This is a genomic window from Mesorhizobium sp. ISC15 (genome assembly GCF_037162615.1).
Taxonomy (GTDB): Bacteria; Pseudomonadota; Alphaproteobacteria; order Rhizobiales; family Rhizobiaceae; genus Mesorhizobium; species Mesorhizobium mediterraneum.
Window position 1 is genome coordinate 6,693,325 of sequence record NZ_JAVSPX010000001.1, and the last position, 16,760, is coordinate 6,710,084.

General features: G+C 60.6%; 11 protein-coding genes and 5 pseudogenes. 7 read left to right on the top strand and 9 right to left on the bottom strand.

Going from position 1 to position 16,760, the window contains the following annotated elements; all coding sequences use genetic code 11:
• Nucleotides 1–49 precede the first annotated feature (49 nt).
• The gene (locus tag RPG13_RS32080) at nucleotides 50–304 is read right to left on the bottom strand and encodes a hypothetical protein (RefSeq protein ID WP_337126887.1); all 255 of its coding nucleotides are present in this window, start codon (nucleotides 302–304) and stop codon (nucleotides 50–52) included.
• Between the two features lie 1,171 nt (nucleotides 305–1,475).
• Between RPG13_RS32080 and RPG13_RS32085 the strand changes: the two genes are divergently transcribed.
• Nucleotides 1,476–2,009 (top strand): peroxiredoxin, encoded by a 534-nt coding sequence (locus RPG13_RS32085; RefSeq protein WP_127207993.1) that lies wholly within the window; start codon nucleotides 1,476–1,478, stop codon nucleotides 2,007–2,009.
• A gap of 176 nt (nucleotides 2,010–2,185) precedes the next feature.
• The gene (rpoN, locus tag RPG13_RS32090; protein WP_337126888.1) at nucleotides 2,186–3,595 is read left to right on the top strand and encodes an RNA polymerase factor sigma-54; all 1,410 of its coding nucleotides are present in this window, start codon (nucleotides 2,186–2,188) and stop codon (nucleotides 3,593–3,595) included.
• 12 nt (nucleotides 3,596–3,607) lie between these two features.
• Here rpoN and RPG13_RS32095 read toward each other — a convergent pair whose 3' ends face one another.
• From RPG13_RS32095 to RPG13_RS32120, 6 genes and pseudogenes are all read right to left on the bottom strand, one after another.
• On the bottom strand, nucleotides 3,608–4,213 hold the full coding sequence (locus RPG13_RS32095) for a nitrogen fixation protein NifQ (protein WP_128176714.1): 606 nt from the start codon (nucleotides 4,211–4,213) through the stop codon (nucleotides 3,608–3,610).
• 431 nt (nucleotides 4,214–4,644) lie between these two features.
• Nucleotides 4,645–5,696 (bottom strand): annotated as a pseudogene (locus RPG13_RS32100) (LLM class flavin-dependent oxidoreductase).
• Nucleotides 5,697–6,021: 325 nt separating this feature from the next.
• Nucleotides 6,022–7,944: pseudogene (locus RPG13_RS32105) on the bottom strand (SDR family oxidoreductase); the annotation flags it as partial.
• Entirely contained in the window at nucleotides 7,889–8,482 is a 594-nt protein-coding gene (locus tag RPG13_RS32110; RefSeq protein ID WP_287181329.1) for a nuclear transport factor 2 family protein, read from the bottom strand. The pseudogene RPG13_RS32105 and the gene RPG13_RS32110, both read right to left, overlap by 56 nt.
• Before the next feature lie 153 nt (nucleotides 8,483–8,635).
• Nucleotides 8,636–8,755, bottom strand: a pseudogene (locus RPG13_RS32115) (ferredoxin); the annotation flags it as partial.
• Between the two features lie 44 nt (nucleotides 8,756–8,799).
• A complete protein-coding gene (locus tag RPG13_RS32120; RefSeq protein WP_337126889.1) occupies nucleotides 8,800–10,017 on the bottom strand; it encodes a cytochrome P450 in 1,218 nt (405 codons plus the stop codon).
• Between the two features lie 417 nt (nucleotides 10,018–10,434).
• Between RPG13_RS32120 and RPG13_RS32125 the strand changes: the two are divergent.
• Nucleotides 10,435–10,731, top strand: a pseudogene (locus RPG13_RS32125) (IS110 family transposase); the annotation flags it as partial.
• Nucleotides 10,732–11,308: 577 nt separating this feature from the next.
• Nucleotides 11,309–11,452 (top strand): annotated as a pseudogene (locus tag RPG13_RS32130) (IS256 family transposase); the annotation flags it as partial.
• A 345-nt stretch (nucleotides 11,453–11,797) separates the two neighbouring features.
• On the opposite strand, the gene RPG13_RS32135 reads toward RPG13_RS32130, so the two are convergent.
• Together RPG13_RS32135 and RPG13_RS32140 are read right to left on the bottom strand one after the other, a co-directional pair.
• Complete coding sequence (locus RPG13_RS32135) at nucleotides 11,798–12,220, bottom strand: hypothetical protein (protein ID WP_128248116.1); 423 nt, start codon at nucleotides 12,218–12,220, stop codon at nucleotides 11,798–11,800.
• Complete coding sequence (locus RPG13_RS32140; RefSeq protein ID WP_128248117.1) at nucleotides 12,210–13,292, bottom strand: hemin-degrading factor; 1,083 nt, start codon at nucleotides 13,290–13,292, stop codon at nucleotides 12,210–12,212. Before RPG13_RS32140 ends, RPG13_RS32135 begins: the two co-directional genes overlap by 11 nt.
• 315 nt (nucleotides 13,293–13,607) lie before the next feature.
• Here RPG13_RS32140 and RPG13_RS32145 point away from each other — a divergent pair, with 315 nt between their 5' ends.
• From RPG13_RS32145 to nifV, 3 genes are all read left to right on the top strand, one after another.
• Nucleotides 13,608–13,928: an iron-sulfur cluster assembly accessory protein gene (locus RPG13_RS32145; RefSeq protein WP_127207986.1), complete on the top strand. Its 321-nt coding sequence runs from the start codon at nucleotides 13,608–13,610 to the stop codon at nucleotides 13,926–13,928.
• 175 nt (nucleotides 13,929–14,103) lie between these two features.
• Nucleotides 14,104–15,321 (top strand): cysteine desulfurase NifS, encoded by a 1,218-nt coding sequence (gene nifS / locus RPG13_RS32150; RefSeq protein ID WP_337126891.1) that lies wholly within the window; start codon nucleotides 14,104–14,106, stop codon nucleotides 15,319–15,321.
• Complete coding sequence (gene nifV / locus RPG13_RS32155) at nucleotides 15,318–16,469, top strand: homocitrate synthase (RefSeq protein WP_337126892.1); 1,152 nt, start codon at nucleotides 15,318–15,320, stop codon at nucleotides 16,467–16,469. The genes nifS and nifV overlap by 4 nt, the downstream gene beginning before the upstream one ends.
• Nucleotides 16,470–16,760: the final 291 nt, after the last annotated feature.

Sequence of the window (16,760 nt, forward strand, 5' to 3'; positions counted from 1 at the left end):
AGCAGAATAAGGGCACGAACTGCGACTTTGGCAATGGCCTGTCTACTGGCTACCCCGATTTCGGCGCGTTGCGGCTGGTAATCAAGATGAGCGAAAAACCCGTTAACACGGCAAACAGGACGGACGAGCGCCCATAGGCGAATTCCATCACACGCCCGACCAGTCCTTCGCCGCTGTCGGGACCGACATGCACGGCAAACATGCCGAAGACAGCCAAGCCGCGAGCAAGGTCGATGCTGACCAGCCGAGCTGCAGCCCACCCATCTCGCAACCCATTGTGGAGGATGCGGTGCGGCCGTGCCATGGTGGGTTCCTTCCATCTGTCTATCGCGGGACCCGCGACAGGAGGGCCGGTCGGCTGCTGCCGTCGTCTCGCCCCGAAGGGAGCAAAGCTCGTGCCAATCTGGCAGTCGAGCCGGCGACAGAAATACGTTTTGTTTCAAGACTATAGCCTACGGAAACCACAGACTTGGGTCGCCGAGCCGCCTGCCAGGCAAAGCGATCGATATCGGTCACAGCAGAATCCTCTGCGGGTCGAGTTGAGCGGGAGATCAATGCGCTCCTGCATCGAGCGTCGTTGCGGCGCCGCCGATCTCCCTCGAATTGCGGACGTCCCACCGATAAGATCATCGGAGCAATTTGCGTGCCCGGTTGGCGCTCCGTTGCGTTCCACCGCTTCCCGCTAACCAGCGGCTTGGCGACCTTCGGTCGGCCTTGCGACAATTCTTGTCGAGTTTCCGACACGAGAGGTTTCGATAGAGACGCTCGGCGAGACTAATTGGAACGCCAAGCATGTAAAAATCGTACCCGATTCGAATTCGATCCTCATCGACTCTGGACCAGGGCGATCCCCGATGGCCACGGCTTGCTGCCCCGGGCCTGCGTTGGCGTTAGTCGCACAAAAACACGCCGGGGCAGACACTATGCAGTTGCTGCAGTGCCCGCCGGTGTGCGGTATTGCATCGGCTTGCGCTGTCTGGTCCGTCCTTTGCCAGCCGGTGCGGAGCGTGAGTATCCGCGTTACACAGGACTTTTGTTCAGTGTGATGACGCGACGGTTATAGCGCGTATCCGGCTTGGCGAAGACCTCGTCCTGAAGCGAAAGCGTTGGTGCGGGAGCAGCTTCATTGGAAATGGCATGCCACTTGCTGCTCGTGGCTAGAGCCCATCAAATCACAAGAAAGCTATTTGCCGAACCATGGCTGACACACGAAGCTCTCTACGATCGCCCGAGGCCGAGCAAGGGGCAGCGGCAAAAGTCCAGACAATTGCGCTGAACCAGTTCAGTCGCGCCGGTCTGTTGCGTGGTCAGTTGTTGGTACCTGCTTCGCGGATGGCTGGTGAGCCGGGCCGTTCTCATACACCCGGATGGGGAAGTGAGATTTGGAGCCGCGAGGATCTCACCTCGTGACCGGCATGCGGGCCCTGGCGCGAGCCAAAATCCGGTGCGCCAGTTTTTTCTAAAGGAGCAAGTTGATGACCGGTCAAAAGAAGGTTCCCTTCGTCACGTTTCTCACGCGTGTTCGCGATGATTCAGTCCAGGGGCCAAATCCATACCGCTGGGAGGAAAGAACATCCGACGACTACTTCGCCGGCAAGCGCGTCATCCTGTTCTCGCTCCCTGGCGCTTTCACCCCGACCTGCTCGACCTACCAACTGCCAAATTTCGAAGATCTCTATGAGGAATTTAAGAAGGAAGGAGTTGACGCGGTCTATTGCCTCTCCGTCAACGATGCTTTTGTCATGAATGCATGGGGGAAGTCCTTGGGGCTGCAGAAGGTCGAGTTGATCCCGGACGGTTCAGGCGAGTTCACGCGCAAAATGGGCATGCTGGTTGCCAAGGACAATCTCGGCTTCGGTATGCGCTCCTGGCGCTACGCGGCTCTGGTCAATGATGGCGTGGTGGAGCAGTGGTTTGAGGAGGAAGGTTTCTCCGACAACTGCGAGACCGATCCCTATGGCGTCTCATCCCCGCAGAACGTCCTTCACAAATTGAAGACCGCTGCATGACCTGGTGTACATCGACCATGTGCAGCGGTGTCTTGGACGAGACCGAGCACAAAAGGCGAAACTCTAAGGCGCGTCCCGTGAGGTGTCCAAACGTGACGCGCGTGAGAAGCGTCGACCTGTGAGAGATCCAATTAGCCGCGGCCAAGAGCTTCTTTGACAGGAATACCGAGCTGACCATGAAATCATCGTTTGGCCTACTTCAGAAACAGTCTCTTGCAGCATCGCCTCAACTCATCGAGTCGATTCGCTTGCTGCAACTGACGCATGCCGAACTGCATCAGTTCGTGGACCAGGAGCTCGAGAAGAATCCGCTTCTGGAGCATGCGCCAAACGACGACGGGCTGTCTGGCGAGGCTGAAGGACCGACCTGGAGCGGGTCCCCGGACCATCCCCGGCAAGGGAAATCCCAGCCGAACGAGACCAACACCGCGCCTGGTGATCGTCCTGCCTTCGAGGAGTTTGTCGCCTTAGCCGAAACTTTGCACGACCATGTCGCTCGTCAGATCTCCCTCACTGCCTTCACACCGCACGAGCGGCTGATTGCTAGTCAGCTTGCCGGTCATCTGGATGACACTGGCTATCTTCAGGCAAGTCCTTCGGACCTGGCTGGGTACAAGAACATTCCTCCGGCCGATGTGGAACGGGTTCTAGGTACCTTGCAGCACTTCGATCCGCCGGGAATTTTCGCACGAACTCTCGGCGAATGTCTTGAGATACAGCTGCGCCAGCGAAACCGGTTCGACCCGGCGATGGCGGTTTTGATTGCCAACCTTGAGATGCTTGCGCAACGCGATTTTCAGACGTTGAAGCAGCGTTGCGGCGTCGATGAAGAGGATCTTCTCGATATGCTGCAGGAAATCCGTGCGCTCGATCCCAAGCCTGGAAACGCATTCCAATCGGGCGCGCCGGAATGCGTTGTACCGGACGTCTGGGTCACGCCCTCGCCCGGAGGTGGATGGCAGATCGAGCTCGATCCGAACACGCTGCCCAGGGTGCTGATCAACCAAAGCTATGTCGCGGAGGTTTCGTGCCGAGCCGCCAAAAAATCGAAAGACATGACATTTATCAACGAATGCTTGCAAAACGCGAACTGGTTAATCCGCAGCCTCGATCAGCGAGCCAAGACCATCCTTAAGGTCGCGACCGAAATCGTGCGCCAGCAGGAGGCCTTTCTGGAATATGGCGTCGCCCACCTACGACCCCTCAATCTCAGGACGGTCGCTGACGCGATCAACATGCACGAGTCGACTGTAAGCCGGGTGACGTCGAACAAGTACATGGTTACCCCACGCGGGGTGTTCGAACTTAAGTACTTTTTCACTGTCGCGATCGCCTCCTGCGAAGGCGGTGACGCGCACTCCGCCGAAGCCGTCCGCCATCGGATCAAAGCGATGGTCGCCGAAGAATCCCTTGATAACGTGCTTTCGGACGATGACATCGCTGACCGGCTCAAGGAATGCGGCATCCATCTCGCTCGCCGCACCGTCACTAAATATCGCGAGGCGATGAATATCCCCTCCTCCATACAGCGGCGCAGGGAAAAGCGCTTGTGGCGCGACGGCGATCGAGGCCTCAAGGCCTCGTGACGAAAGCGGCCCTTAAATCAATGTGACGCGTTCTTCGCATTCGCCTTCCTCCGGGCCGAAGCAACTTTCGAAATCACTGCATTCGCGGCAATTGGGCGCAGCGCATAGCGAGAACCCTTCGGCCTCGCAGAGTTTGCGATAAAAGTACTTCTTCCATTTCATGTTTTGGGCGTTGCCCGCCGCTAGCGTCGGAAAATGCATAGCAAGCAGGCGGTTGAGCTCGGCCCGGTTGAGAAGCCCAAGGTCTTGCCACAGATGGCCATTGCGCATAGCGCGCCGGGCGAGGATCTTAGCGAAGCGGGCGCTCGCCGGGTCGCTTGGCCGGGCATGCGCCAGCAGCAGGCCGCGCAGAAGTTCTTCCTCCATAAGCGGCTCAGGGTCGCTGACGTCTTTGAAGGCCAAGGCTGCCATAGCGGCAGCGGGGAAACTGCGGGGCAGGATCTCGCGCAGCTCGGTAAGGGAAAGGCCGGTTGACTCCGTCGCTGTCGCCTCGCCGGCCTCGACCTCCTTGAGCGCACACGAGAGGACGCAGGCAAGCACATGCTCGTCGAACCCCTTCTCCGGCCCGATCGCAGGCCGTTGGCCGGCGCCGACACACACATCGTTTTGAGCGGACATGGTCCCGTTCTCCTGGTTTGTCTCGTCCACAGCGGCTCTGCCAGCAGCAACATGGGTCTGGCAGTCTTTCGGGCACACGCTGCGCAGGCTCAACCCCAGTGCAGCGGCCGACGGGGTCGGCGCCATAATTATGCGATTTAGCTCGCCTTCGAAGTCACCGCGCTACCCGTCGCAAGTGCGAGGATTTCACCAGAAAAACGACGCCGTGAAAGCGCTGCGCGCGAGCAGACTTTCCAGCAGAGCGGCCTTAGCCCGGACAAGCGGAGCCCTCGAAAGGTGAGATATTCGGGCACCACCTGGAGCCGTCCAGGGTAACGAAAGCGCTACTCATCGAAAGCATACAAGTTCCATTCATGAGCCGGCCGTTGAACGTGCGTTATGCCACCTGAACGACTAACAGCTGCGGGCAAGGAGCATAACCCATCGCGAATTCAAACCCGCGCATTACCCATCGCCTTGTTGATCGCGGGAATGATCTTGTCTCCCCAAAGTTCGAGCTGGCGCAGCATTGTCTTCTGGTCGAAATCTCCCAACTGGGTCTGGACTGCGATCTGATCCGTTTTCAGAATGTCGATCTCTTCCAGCAAGCGATCAATCACGCGATTCACACTGCCGATCGGCAGGTTCTTGCGCATTGCCTCGAGCGATAGATCCTGCTGGGTGGGCGTTTCCCGCAGGAGATAGCCGTCATGGCTCTGCTGGCGGCGCTGATGCAGCGCCTCCGACAGGCGGCGCTGGAAACGGGCGTTGTCGAGATAGCTGTTGATCTCCGCCTCGTTGTCGCTGGCATAGCAGCAACGCAGCAGCGATACCTTGGCATCTGCGACATTCCGCTCCTCGGAAGCCGCTGCCTTCTCGATCGCTCCGCGCAACGTTCTCAAAGTCTCCAGGCCGTCGTGGAATGCCGTGACAAAGTAATTGTGGCCCTCGCGGTAGGCCCGTTTCATGGGGCCGGCCCGCCGGCCATCCAGATCGGCGGGGCAGGCCTTTGGACGGTGCGTACCGAAATCGCCGTCGGAGGTATCTTCTCGTAGGGGCCATCGTGCTCGAAGATATTGTGGTTGAGACCCTTCAGAAGGATGTCCAAGTATTCCGAAAAGATGGCCGGCGCCTCATCGATATGGACGCCGAAGCGCTCAAACTCGAACTGCTGGTATCCCGAGCCGACGCCGAGATCCAGGCGACCGTTCGCAACGATACCGGCGAAGCCGATCTCGGAGAGCAGGCGCTGCGGTTTGTAGAGCGGCAGCACGCAGACGGCAGTGCCGAGGCGAATGGTGCTCGTCACGCCGGCGCAGTACGCCACCATCATCAAAGGCGACGGAATCAGGCTGTAATTGTTGAAGTGGTGTTCTGCGAACCAGGTTGTGCCGAAGCCGGCCTGCTCCGAAACGACGGCCTGTTCGATGGAGTTTCGGATGACGATGTCGGGGGATTGATGATAGCCACGTTGGGCGGCCAGGATGAAGGTGGCGAATTCCACTGTGTTTCCTTGTTTGCTGCTGGTTGGCGGATCTGGAAATGCGCTCGTCCGAGACACCGATTGCCTCGGATCAGGCGCCTGGCAGAGCACCGCGTTGCTCTAGGCCCCTGTGCGATTCGCGGTTGCGGGCACGCCCGGAGAGCTTGTCCCCATCCCGAGGGACGTTGCCCCGCCGACATCTTCGATTGGGGCCGCGTTGCGGGCGCCCCCAAGCCGGGGCCTCCGCTTTCATGAACGGCACCCGGTCGCCTGGCGAATGGTCGATGTTCAACCAGCGGCCTCCGCAAAGCATTCGTCGTAGAGTTGGCTGGCGCTTCCTGCGTCACCGAACGCGGTCCAGCCGCCGTCCACATAGAGGATCGAGCCGTTGATGTATGAGGCGTCGGACGAAGCCAGGAAAAAAGCAGCATCTGCAACACCTTCCGGCCGTCCCATCCTACCCAAGGGGATCTGCTGTCCGATCGTTTTCGTGTCGATGCGGCGGGCCTTCGCCAACTCACGAATGGCAGGCGTGCTGATGTAGCCGGGAGCGACGGTGGCTGTGCGAATGCCGATTGGCCCCAGTTCGGCCGCCATGCAGCGGGTCAGCATGTCCATCCCCGCCTTCGAGGCGCCATAGGCATGCGAAGGGCGGAAAGCTGTTGATCGATCCTAGGTTGAGGATCACGCCGCCGGGGCGCATCATCTTGATCGCTTCACGCGCGCAAGTGAAGGCGCCGGTGAGATTGACATGCAGGACACGTTCGATCTCTGCAGGCATTTGTTCGACGCCCGCCGCAAAAGCGTCGATAGAAGCACCGTTGACAAGGATATCAAGGCGGCCGAAGCGCCCCCGCAGCCCCTCAAACAGAGCCACCACCTCGCTCTCGATCGCCACATCGACGGATTTCGCTGTGTTCTTTCCGCCGAGCAATGCAGCCAGGAGTGTCGCTGCGGCGCTATCTTTATCGGCGATCACGACAGTGTCACCGTTCGCGGCAAAACGGAGAGCAACAGCGGCGCCTATACCGTTTGCGCCGCACGTGACGAGCACGACTCGCGCGTCGGTGCGTTCGTCCGGACGGGAGAGTTCGGTTCTGAGGGCTCCTTCCACCTCAGGGCTGGCATCCCCGGGTTGGTTGAATGACATCCAGCCGCCGTCGACCGCCAGCACCGATCCAGTGACGTAGCATGCCTGCACGCTGGCCAGAAAACTCACAACCCTGGCGATTTCGTCGGGACGAGCCAGGCGCCCCATCGGCACACGACGGCGCATCGCCGCGAGGTCAATTTTGCCCGCTCGGCCCAGTTCTGCAATCATCGGCGTGCGCACGCAGCCCGGCGCTACCGCAGCCACCCGGATACCGCGAGAAGCCCACTCGCATGCAAGCGACTTCGTCAACGAGATCAGGCCCGCTTTCGAGGCTGCGTACGCATTGCGCTTCACGATGGCACCGCCCGGCCTCATGCGTCTCGCCCCTTCGCGCGCCATGAGGAACGGCCCAATCAGGTTTACCGCCAAGCCGCGTCGGAAGTCATCGACATCGGTGTCGACAGTGGCGGCCATAGTGGGTCCCACTCCGGCGTTGTTGATGAGGACGCTGATTTGCCCCAACTGTGCTTCGACCCGGCCATAGAGCGCGACGATATCTTCCTCTCGCGAGACATCGCACTCGAGGCCGAGATGCGGCTCGCCGAGACCACGGGCCAGTTCAACCACGCCGCTCCCCGGGAGGTCCACCGCAATAACAGTGTCTGCGGCAAGAATATTGACCAGGGCACGGCCGATCCCGCCAGCGGCGCCTGTTACGATGACGATGCGTCCTGCCTGCGTCATGAGAACTTTCTCCAGGAGGCTCAGAATCTCTGCCCTCGATGTTGTGCGTGCGGATCGATGCGCCGCAGTAGAGCAATATGTGCTGGTGACGGTCGGTTGCGTTACCGGATAGAGGTCGTCCGCTTCGGCTGCAGTCCAACTCCCGGTTGGATAGCCGAAAGTGATAAGGGGCCCCTCGAGGTACAGACGCTTACCTCGATGAGCGGCGCTGCCTAGGTCCAGCCAATCGAGGCAGACCGACGTCCTCGGCGCGCTCGTGGCGGTAGAGCGGATCGCTGTCGCGGTCACGCTGTCGCGGGCGGAAAGGCAACCCTGCCGGCCGCATCTTTCACCGGGCAGGGTTGGTCTTGGGGACCGCTTTGGCGTTGCAAAGTTGTCATAGCCCGTCGTCCCCACTGATGCGTCTCTCCCGTTCGGAAGCTGACAAGGCATCGTCGCGGGAAGCAATGCGACGCTTCCCGAGCGCGTAGACCGGATCGTCCGGGTGCGGTGCTCCAATGGGCTGTCGCGGCCCGAACCGTTCTGTCTCAAGTACCGCCGGTGGGATCTGCTCCTCGACCCAATCGTAGACCACCGTCCGTTCGGCAATCCGCCACTCCCCTTCCCTCTTCTGAAACAGATCGCAGTAACGGCCGCATAGCAGCATCTGGCGTACTTCTCCGTCATTGTCTGGCCCGCGCTGGAGCGCGGAGAAATAGCTCTCGACAGCAGCTTCTGCCGGGTTGATAAATTCAATCAGGATGTTCGTGATTTGATGGACGTTGCGCAGTCCGGTCTTGAAGACACCGAGCGCAAACCGAACGAAGCCCTCGGCTGAGCCGCGATAGGCCCCATGACTGTCATGCGCATCAGGCCAGTACGCGCTGCGCAGTGCCGCCTCATCGGCGCGGTCTATCCCGCGGCTGTACCGATAAAGGCAGTCACGGATCGCCTCACGGTTGAGTAATTCGGTAATTTTTGCTTGGTCCATCGGCTCTTCCGTGGTTCTGAGGTGCTCTGGGACGCCGGCCGTCGGTTTGCGGGTGGCCTCCGATAGGATTCGCGCGGCGGGTGGATCATCGAGTTCCAGCGCAAGTTCGGGGCAGGATCGCACGCCATCTGAGGCCAGCAGTTGCTCCCCATCCGCAACATCAATGTTACCTGGTAAGATGTAGCCCGCCTCATCGAGCCTGAAGACTGCCGGTGCTCGCGCCGCGCATCGCGCATGACCCTGGCATCTGGCTTTGTGAACGATAATGCGCACAGCTACCTTCAACGTCTGTGGCCCGGCTCAGGGCGGGGGGTTACTCAAGCCCAGTCCAGGACCAGATTTTCGATCCCGAACACATGGCCGCCATGGGTGATGGGTGCTGTTCCCTCCTTGATCCGAAAGGGCGGTATGCGCGCCAGCCACTCCTCCAGGCCAATGACAATCTCCCGCCGGGCAAGGTGTGAGCCAAGGCAACGGTGGGGACCATAGCCAAAGGCGGCGTGGCGGTTGTCCTCTCGCGTCAGATCGACCGTATTGGGGGATTGGAATTCCGTCGGATCACGATTTGCAATCATCGTGGCGCAGGAAACATAGTCTCCCTTGCGGATCGGCGCGCCTTCGAAATCGACATCTTTCCTTGCCACGCGGATCATCTGAACGCTTGGATAGGCGCGCAGCAATTCTTCGGCTGCGAGCACGATCCGGTCCGGTTCGTTGCGCAGCAATTCCTGATCTTTCAGGTTGCGCGCGAGATAGGCCAAGTCAAAGCCTATGGCTGCAGCGACCGTGTCGAGCCCCGCCACGAAGATAAGCACGCCAATGCCCCGGACCTCCTCGTCTGTCAGGCCGCGACCCTCGACCTGTGCCTGCACGATGAAGCTCATGAAATCGTCGACGGGCTTTTTGCGGCGCATCGCCGCCAGTTCGTCAATGAACGACACGATCGTCCGAGCCGCCGCCGGCCGTCTCACATCGTCGCCGTGGAGCAGATCTTTCGCCCAGCCGACAAATGTATCGAGACGGTGATCCGGCAGTCCGAGAAAGCGAAGGAAGATGTTGACCGCGAAAGGAAAGGCGAAATCCTTCATCACGTCGCAGCTTGTGCCCGACGAGGCGATCCTGTCGATGAGCGTTGCCGCTCGCTCGCGGATAGTCGGTTCCAATTCCGTTACCCGCTTTGGCGAAAGCAGCGGATTGAGCAGTGAGCGAAAGACTCCGTGGGACGGTGGATCGAGTTCGAGCGGGATCATGGGCCAGTCTTCGCCCAGTGCGGATGCGAAAATGCTGCGATGACTGGAAAATACTTCGGTCTCCTGGAGCACACGCCGCTGATCTGCGGCGCGAGTGATGACCCAAGTACCCAGCCCGGTGCGCGTGTTCCACGGCGAATAAAAGATAGACGGTCCGGCATGCACGCAAGCGACTGCTGCGTGCGGGTCGCCATTGGGCGTCGGGGACATGCCTGGTGACGTAAAAAGACTGAAGTCGCCCACCATTTCCGGCGGGACATGATCTGGAACCGGTTTGGTCGCCATATGGTTTCTCCCGCGCTCAGACGCTGACGCGCTCAACTTGGATCGCAAGGCTGTTCATCAGAGCCCGCTGAGCTCCACATCGCTCTCCGACATCGCTTCCGATGTCAGATCAAGCAAATTGCGTGCCGAATCGGCGCACCGTTGGCGCTACTCATCTCTCCGTAGTATCTGCCCGTAGAGGCTACCCTTTGGTAGGGCTTCGACATTCTTGTCCGTTTCCAGACACGACAAGATTGCGCATCGAAGGCTTTACGAGGGGCCGAGTGAAAGTGGCTAAGCATCGAACGAGGTCACCTGCCAGAGCAGGTGTAGCTCGGCGGTAGCGAAGCCGCTCGCGAGCGCGCCGTCGACTGCGCTGTAGATGCTATGGGCGGCGGCGAGCGTGTGGCACCCTCCGCGCTGTTGATCAGCTATCTAAGGAGCGCCCCCTTTACCGGGGCGCCGAATGAGAGCGGCCAACGCAGGCGCGAGAAAGGTCTTGCGCGGGCCGGCAATGCTCGCCCCCGCTATGGCATGATCCTGTTGGCTCGGCGGTTCCTCCAATACCAAAAGGACAGCGCGCTCGCGCACTGGTTTTGCGTGAGGACGGCCGATGGCCGTGGCGGAACGCGCAAGACAATGATCGCGGCTTTGGCGCGCAAGCTGCTGATTGCATTCTGGCGACTTGTCACGACCGGCGAGATCCCGAAGGGAGTAGCCCTGCGCCAGGCATAAGGCTTGGAGGAACGTTCGACAGGACGAGCATTGAAGTTTGGCAGCTGCAATAGTCTGCCGATAACGATCCGAGGTGGTGGTGATCCCGGTCGCTCACATGGCTTACTACACCGCGCTGTAGAATGGGCCCACCGCCCGGAGCTTCGCCGCCGATGCGTATGGCTGCATCATGGTTTTCGATCCGCCAGGATCAACCACATACAAGCTTTCGGCGCGTTTACGGCGCCTGATGGCGAGCTCCCCTCGGTTTGCAAGTTGAAGACCTCTACGAACAGCACCTGCCGGCTCAATGTAACGCTGCCCGCCGTGCTCGTGACCATCAAGGGCAAGTCGCTTCGCGATGGCCAAAGGCCACCCTTGACCGTCACTGCGCGCGGCGCCCAATGACAATGACCCCCGAAGCCAAAGCAGGAACAAATGGGCGCCACGGCTGAACAAGGAACAAGGAGACGGAACGACTGAAAGATCACCTTACAAAGATTAGCCCATACAAGCGTGCGAGCGGCTTTGCGGTGATCTCGACAGTTCGCCGGTAAGGTCGGGTTGCTGACACCAACCTGATTCGAAGGAACCATCGATGACCGACGACATGATGAACCTGCGCGCGCTCGTGGAGAAGACTCCGGATTCCGATCTCCTGCGCGAGATGATTGGCTTTGCCGCCGAGCGGCTGATGGCGCTGGAGGTTGGGGCCGCCACCGGCCCCGCCTGTGGCAAGAAGAAGGCCTACGCCCGCCGGCGCCTAGGCCCATCACAGCGCCCGCAAATAGCGCACTTCCGAGATCGGCAGCCCGCATTCTTCTACGTCAGGATCACATCGGCCTGGCGGTAACGATCGCCATCGTCGGACGTCCCCTGCTAGCCCGAGAAATCCTCGACCGCACTGGCCGCACCGGCAAGCCGGCCGTTCACTGCTGTGTCGCTGCTGGTGGCAAGAATCTAGCTGCCCTGCGCCGATAGCACGAACAGGATGCGTGGCGTTCTTTGATGATGCGGTCTGCTTTTTTTGGCGGCTTTCAGCTTTGCATCCGTCTCGGACGCTAGCTTTTCGAGCTTGGCATTAGATCTAGACCCGAAGGCCCTTGCCGGCGAAGGAGTATTCGAGGATGCCTTTGTGGAGGCCGTCCTCTGGAAACTTGACGGAGGGACCAATCGACTTCACCTCGACCAATTCCTCCCGCCAGCTGCCGTACAGGGCTGGGGTTGGACATTGACCGACAGCACACTCCTCCGCAGGTAGCTGACGCATTTTGCCTACATTGGGCAGCTTGACCGCGGGGTTCCGGTTGTGGCTCATCGCAACGGGAGCAATGATGGCGGTCCTCGCCAAGCGCGAAGGCGCTCTCGGGAAGGAGCCTCCGATCGAGGCGATCCGCGGCGGGCCGCAAAAGACAGCTGTGCTTTCGTTGGCCCCGGCAGGCAGAGCGGTGATCACGAGAATCCAGGGTAGCGACGCGGACACCGAGCGAACACGGAAATCAATATGCATCGGTGTTGCCTGAAGCGGCGGATGAACTGGCAATGCGCGGCAGGTTCTCGGTCAGTAACCGCCAATCGTCGCGCTCGGGTTCGCCTTCCTTGCGCGTCCCGAAAAACTGGATGATCATCTTGCCGTCGGCGCCATATGCTTCGAGAGACGTGACATGGCCGTCCTTGGTCGGCTTGCGCACGGCCCAAACCTCGCGGATGTGGTGGGTCCTGAGATGCAGGTGGAAAGTCTCGTCGAGCACGTTGATCCAAGGCCCGATCTGCTTGACCGACTTGATAGGGCCGGAATGGATCTGGATGCAGCCACGATTGCCGACGAAGCACATGATCGGCATCTCGTCCTCGGCCGCATGATGGAACATGGCGCTGACGGCATCGTTGTCGAGCAGCCAGGCGTAATCCTGGCCGACGATGCGCACCGCCTGGCGGCGGCTGAGGTTCAGCGCCTTCAGCATGTCGAAGAACTGATGCACGTCGGTCAGCCGGCTCCAGTGCTCCCGTAGGTCGTCGACGATAGCGGCTTGGTCCGGAATCTTTGCGATATTTTCGGCTGACCTCTGCTTAACCGACAGGATCGGTTCCTGGTTTGAGGATTGGAGCTCGTCTGTCAGTTTTTGATAGGCGTAGAGGTTGGAGGACGGCCTCAGATGCACCTTGTGCACTGCCTCGCCGGCGGCGTCGAAGAATTGCAGGCAGCGGCAGATCTCCCCGCCATCGCATGTCTCGACGGCAAAGCCATGCGCCCACACCTTCAGGAAGATGCGCAGATCGATGTCATTGCCGAGCACGATAGCGTGATGCTTGCCCGTGAATACCCTATCGTAGATCCCTATCTTCTCATGCACGGCACTGTCATTGCGGGTCAGCGCCATGACCTCGCCAACCGCGCCGAGGCCGGTTAACACGTCATTCACACGCGGCTCGATGCGCACCGTGCCAAAACCACAATGTGCCGCGACGAGCTCCGCTTCCGAAATACCCAATCGGGCAGCGAGATCCCGGCCGCGGATTTTGGGACTGTCTTCCCGTGCCCGCCGAATTCTCTCCGGCGAAGGTTTCTCTGGCTGGTGCATGTGTTACCTGCTTGCGCATTGTCGGTCGGGAGCCTTAGCCCTCGCCAAAAGAGAGCCTCAAAACTCGTACCAACTGCTCGAAGGGTCTCGAAAACCTGGCCTACGTGCCCGTTCAGCGGAAACTCCGGTCCAACCCTCTGTGGCGGTCTCGACAAATCCGACAACACGTGTCGAAAGCCGACGCCTTAGCGACAATAGCCGAACCAGAATCGTGGCCGTCTAGCGAAGTTCCACTGTTCGGAAACGGGTTTTTCCGTTGGCACGGTTCATGCGCGGTGATGCCCAAACCGTCACGCACCGAGGAGAAAGGGAGCAATGATTACACTCACCGAGAAGGCCGTTGCCGCCGTTAAGACCGCTCTTTCCGCCGCTAGTGAGCCGGCAGAAGGCTTTCGCATCATGGTCGAGCCCGGCGGCTGCTCCGGCTTCAAATACTCAATGGGCTTGGAGAGCTTCTCGCGCGAGGGCGACGCGATCATCGAGGCCGATGGGATCAAGGTGTTCATAGACGCCGGCTCCCAGTCTCATGTCGGCGGCATGGCCGTCGACTTCGTCACGGGTCTCGAAACCTCCGGCTTTGTCTTCGACAATCCGAATGCGAGCGGGAAGTGCTCCTGCGGCAAGTCCTTTAGTTGATTGCCGAAGAAGAGAGGGCGCCTGAGGTGAGCTTGTCGGTGCGATGGCGGCCCAGTCTACGCTAACATGTGGGGCACCTGCACCGGCTCTAGATCGTCTCCGCCAGCAATGCGCAAGGCTCAGTGAAACCGGGTTGCGCCTTCACGTCATTCCAATCCATTGAGGACCACAGCCCATGAAAGTTGTCTATCTCGACAACAACGCAACGACACGGGTTGATCCCGAAGTCGTTGAAGCGATGCTGCCGTTGCTTACGCATCAATTCGGCAATCCTTCGTCGGCGCACGGTTTTGGCGCCCTTGCCGGCGCCGCGTTGAAAAACGCGCGGGGGCAGTTGCAGGCGCTGATCGGCGCGGAGTTCGACGACGAGATCACCTTCACCTCGGGTGGAACGGAAAGCGACAATGCGGCCATTCTTTCGGCGCTCGAGGTGATGCCCGACCGGACAGAGATCGTGACTTCCGCCGTCGAACATCCGGCCGTGCTGACGCTCTGCGCGCATCTTGAGGAGACGCGCCGCGTCAGGGTGCACAGGATCCCGGTAGATAGCCACGGCCGGCTCGACGTTGACGCTTACCGGGCTGCTCTCAGCCCGAACGTGGCAATCGTCTCGATCATGTGGGCCAACAACGAGACCGGTACGATCTTCCCTGTCGCCAAGCTCGCCGAATTGGCCAAGGAAGTCGGCGCTCTTTTCCACACTGATGCCGTGCAGGCAGTCGGCAAGCTCCCGATTGACCTGAAATCGACCGCAATCGATATGCTGTCGCTCTCCAGCCATAAATTACATGGACCGAAAGGGGCCGGCGCACTTTTCGTCAAGCGCACTGTGCGCTTCCACTCGCTGATCAAGGGGGGTCACCAAGAGAGCGACCGGCGTGCGGGCACCGAAAACACGCCCGGCATCGTCGGGCTCGGCATGGCAGCCGAACTCGCCTTGAAATTCATGGATGGCGAGACCAGACGGATAAAGCGGCTCCGGGACCGGCTGGAGAAAGGGCTTCTCCATCGTGTGCCAAACACCTTCGTCAACGGCGACCCGCTGGAGCGCTTGCCAAACACCACAAACATCACCTTCGAATTTATCCAAGGCAATGGTATCCTGAAACTCCTCGACCGCGAGGGGATCGCCTGTTCGTACGGATCCGCCTGCACCTCCGGCTGTTCGGAGCCGAGCCATGTCCTGAGTGCGATGAAAATACCACATGGGGCGGTCCGCTTCTCTTTCGCGCGTGACAACGACCAAGAAGACGTGGACCGGGTGCTCGAGGTCTTGCCGGCAATCGTGGAGAAGCTGCGCGACGCCCCCGTTTCTGGGCCGGATAGGCGGATTACCGAAGACCTTCAATGCGTTGCAGGTCTCAGCGCCAGAAGAACCGGCGACCATTCATGAGCAGTCGGATCTTTCTCAACGATACGACCCTGCGTGACGGCGAGCAGGCACCCGGCGTTGCCTTTACGGTGGCGGAAAAGCTTGAGATCGCCGAGTCGCTTGCGGCAGCCGGCGTTCCGGAGATCGAGATCGGCACGCCGGTTATGGGCGCCGACGAAATCGACACAATTCGCGCTGCGGTCGCACGGGGTCTCCCGGTGCGGCTCACGGCCTGGTGCCGGATGACCTCGCAGGATTTGGATGCAGCGGTCGAGAGCGGCGTCCCCGCCGTCAATCTGTCGTTGCCTGCGTCGGACATGCAACTTGCCGCCAAGCTCGGCCTCGATCAGGCAGGAGCGCTCCGGCTCATCGAGCGTATGGTCGGGCGCGCAGTCGCCAGCGGCTTCTTCGTCGCGGTGGGCTGCGAGGATGCTCCGCGGGCCGAGCGGGATCATCTAGCCCGCGTTATTGAGACGGCGGCGCGCGCCGGCGCGAGCCGTGTCAGGCTGGCCGACACGGTCGGCGTCCTCGACCCCTTTTCGACCTTCGAACTTGTCACCCAGCTCGCAGCGCAGTCTCCCGTCGACCTTGAATTCCATGCGCACAACGATCTCGGCCTCGCTACCGCCAACACGCTGGCTGCGATCCGCGCCGGCGCGCGCCATGCCTCGGTCACCGTCCTTGGACTCGGCGAGCGCGCGGGCAATGCCGCGCTGGAAGAGGTGGCCGCCGCGATGGCCGTGCTCCAGGGCGCAGATACCGGCATCGACCTGACCGCACTGCCCGCACTGGCAGCCGAGGTCGCGCAGGCAGCCCGCCGACCGATAGCCGCCACTAAGCCGATCGTCGGGGCTGATGTTTTTGCCCATGAATCAGGAATTCACGTCGCAGGGCTGCTGAAGGACCCGCGTACATATCAGGGGCTCGATCCAGTTCTCGTGGGCCGCTGCCGACGTATCGTCATCGGCAAGCATTCTGGCGCCACCGCGATTGCCCATGTGCTGAGCGAAAGCGGCCGCGATCTTGACCCCGATCTGGCACCCGCGATGCTTGCCTGCGTCCGTCGCAAGGCGGCCGAGATCAAATCGAGCATCACAGCGATTCAACTGGTCGATCTCTACGACAAAATGTGCAGCGATGCGGTCGGCAGAGATCTTGGATTTGGGTGAAGGTGGTGATGTCGGCTGTCCTCGCCATCATCTCAAATCGGAAAAGCAGCCACGCGGCGCGACGCAGAAGACGTTCGGCCGTCCCATCGGCTATGACGTCCAAACATTGCGGAGACCAAGGCGCGGGATACGGCCGTAGCCGGCCGGTGTCCTCATTGGTGCTGCCGACAAGACGGTGGTCCCAGCTCGGTCGGAGCCGACCCAGGTCGAGGCCCAATGCGGAGATAGTCCCCCATTCCCTCTGCACGGTACTGCGGCCATGCACGCCCGTGCGCCACGCCCGGCCACCGG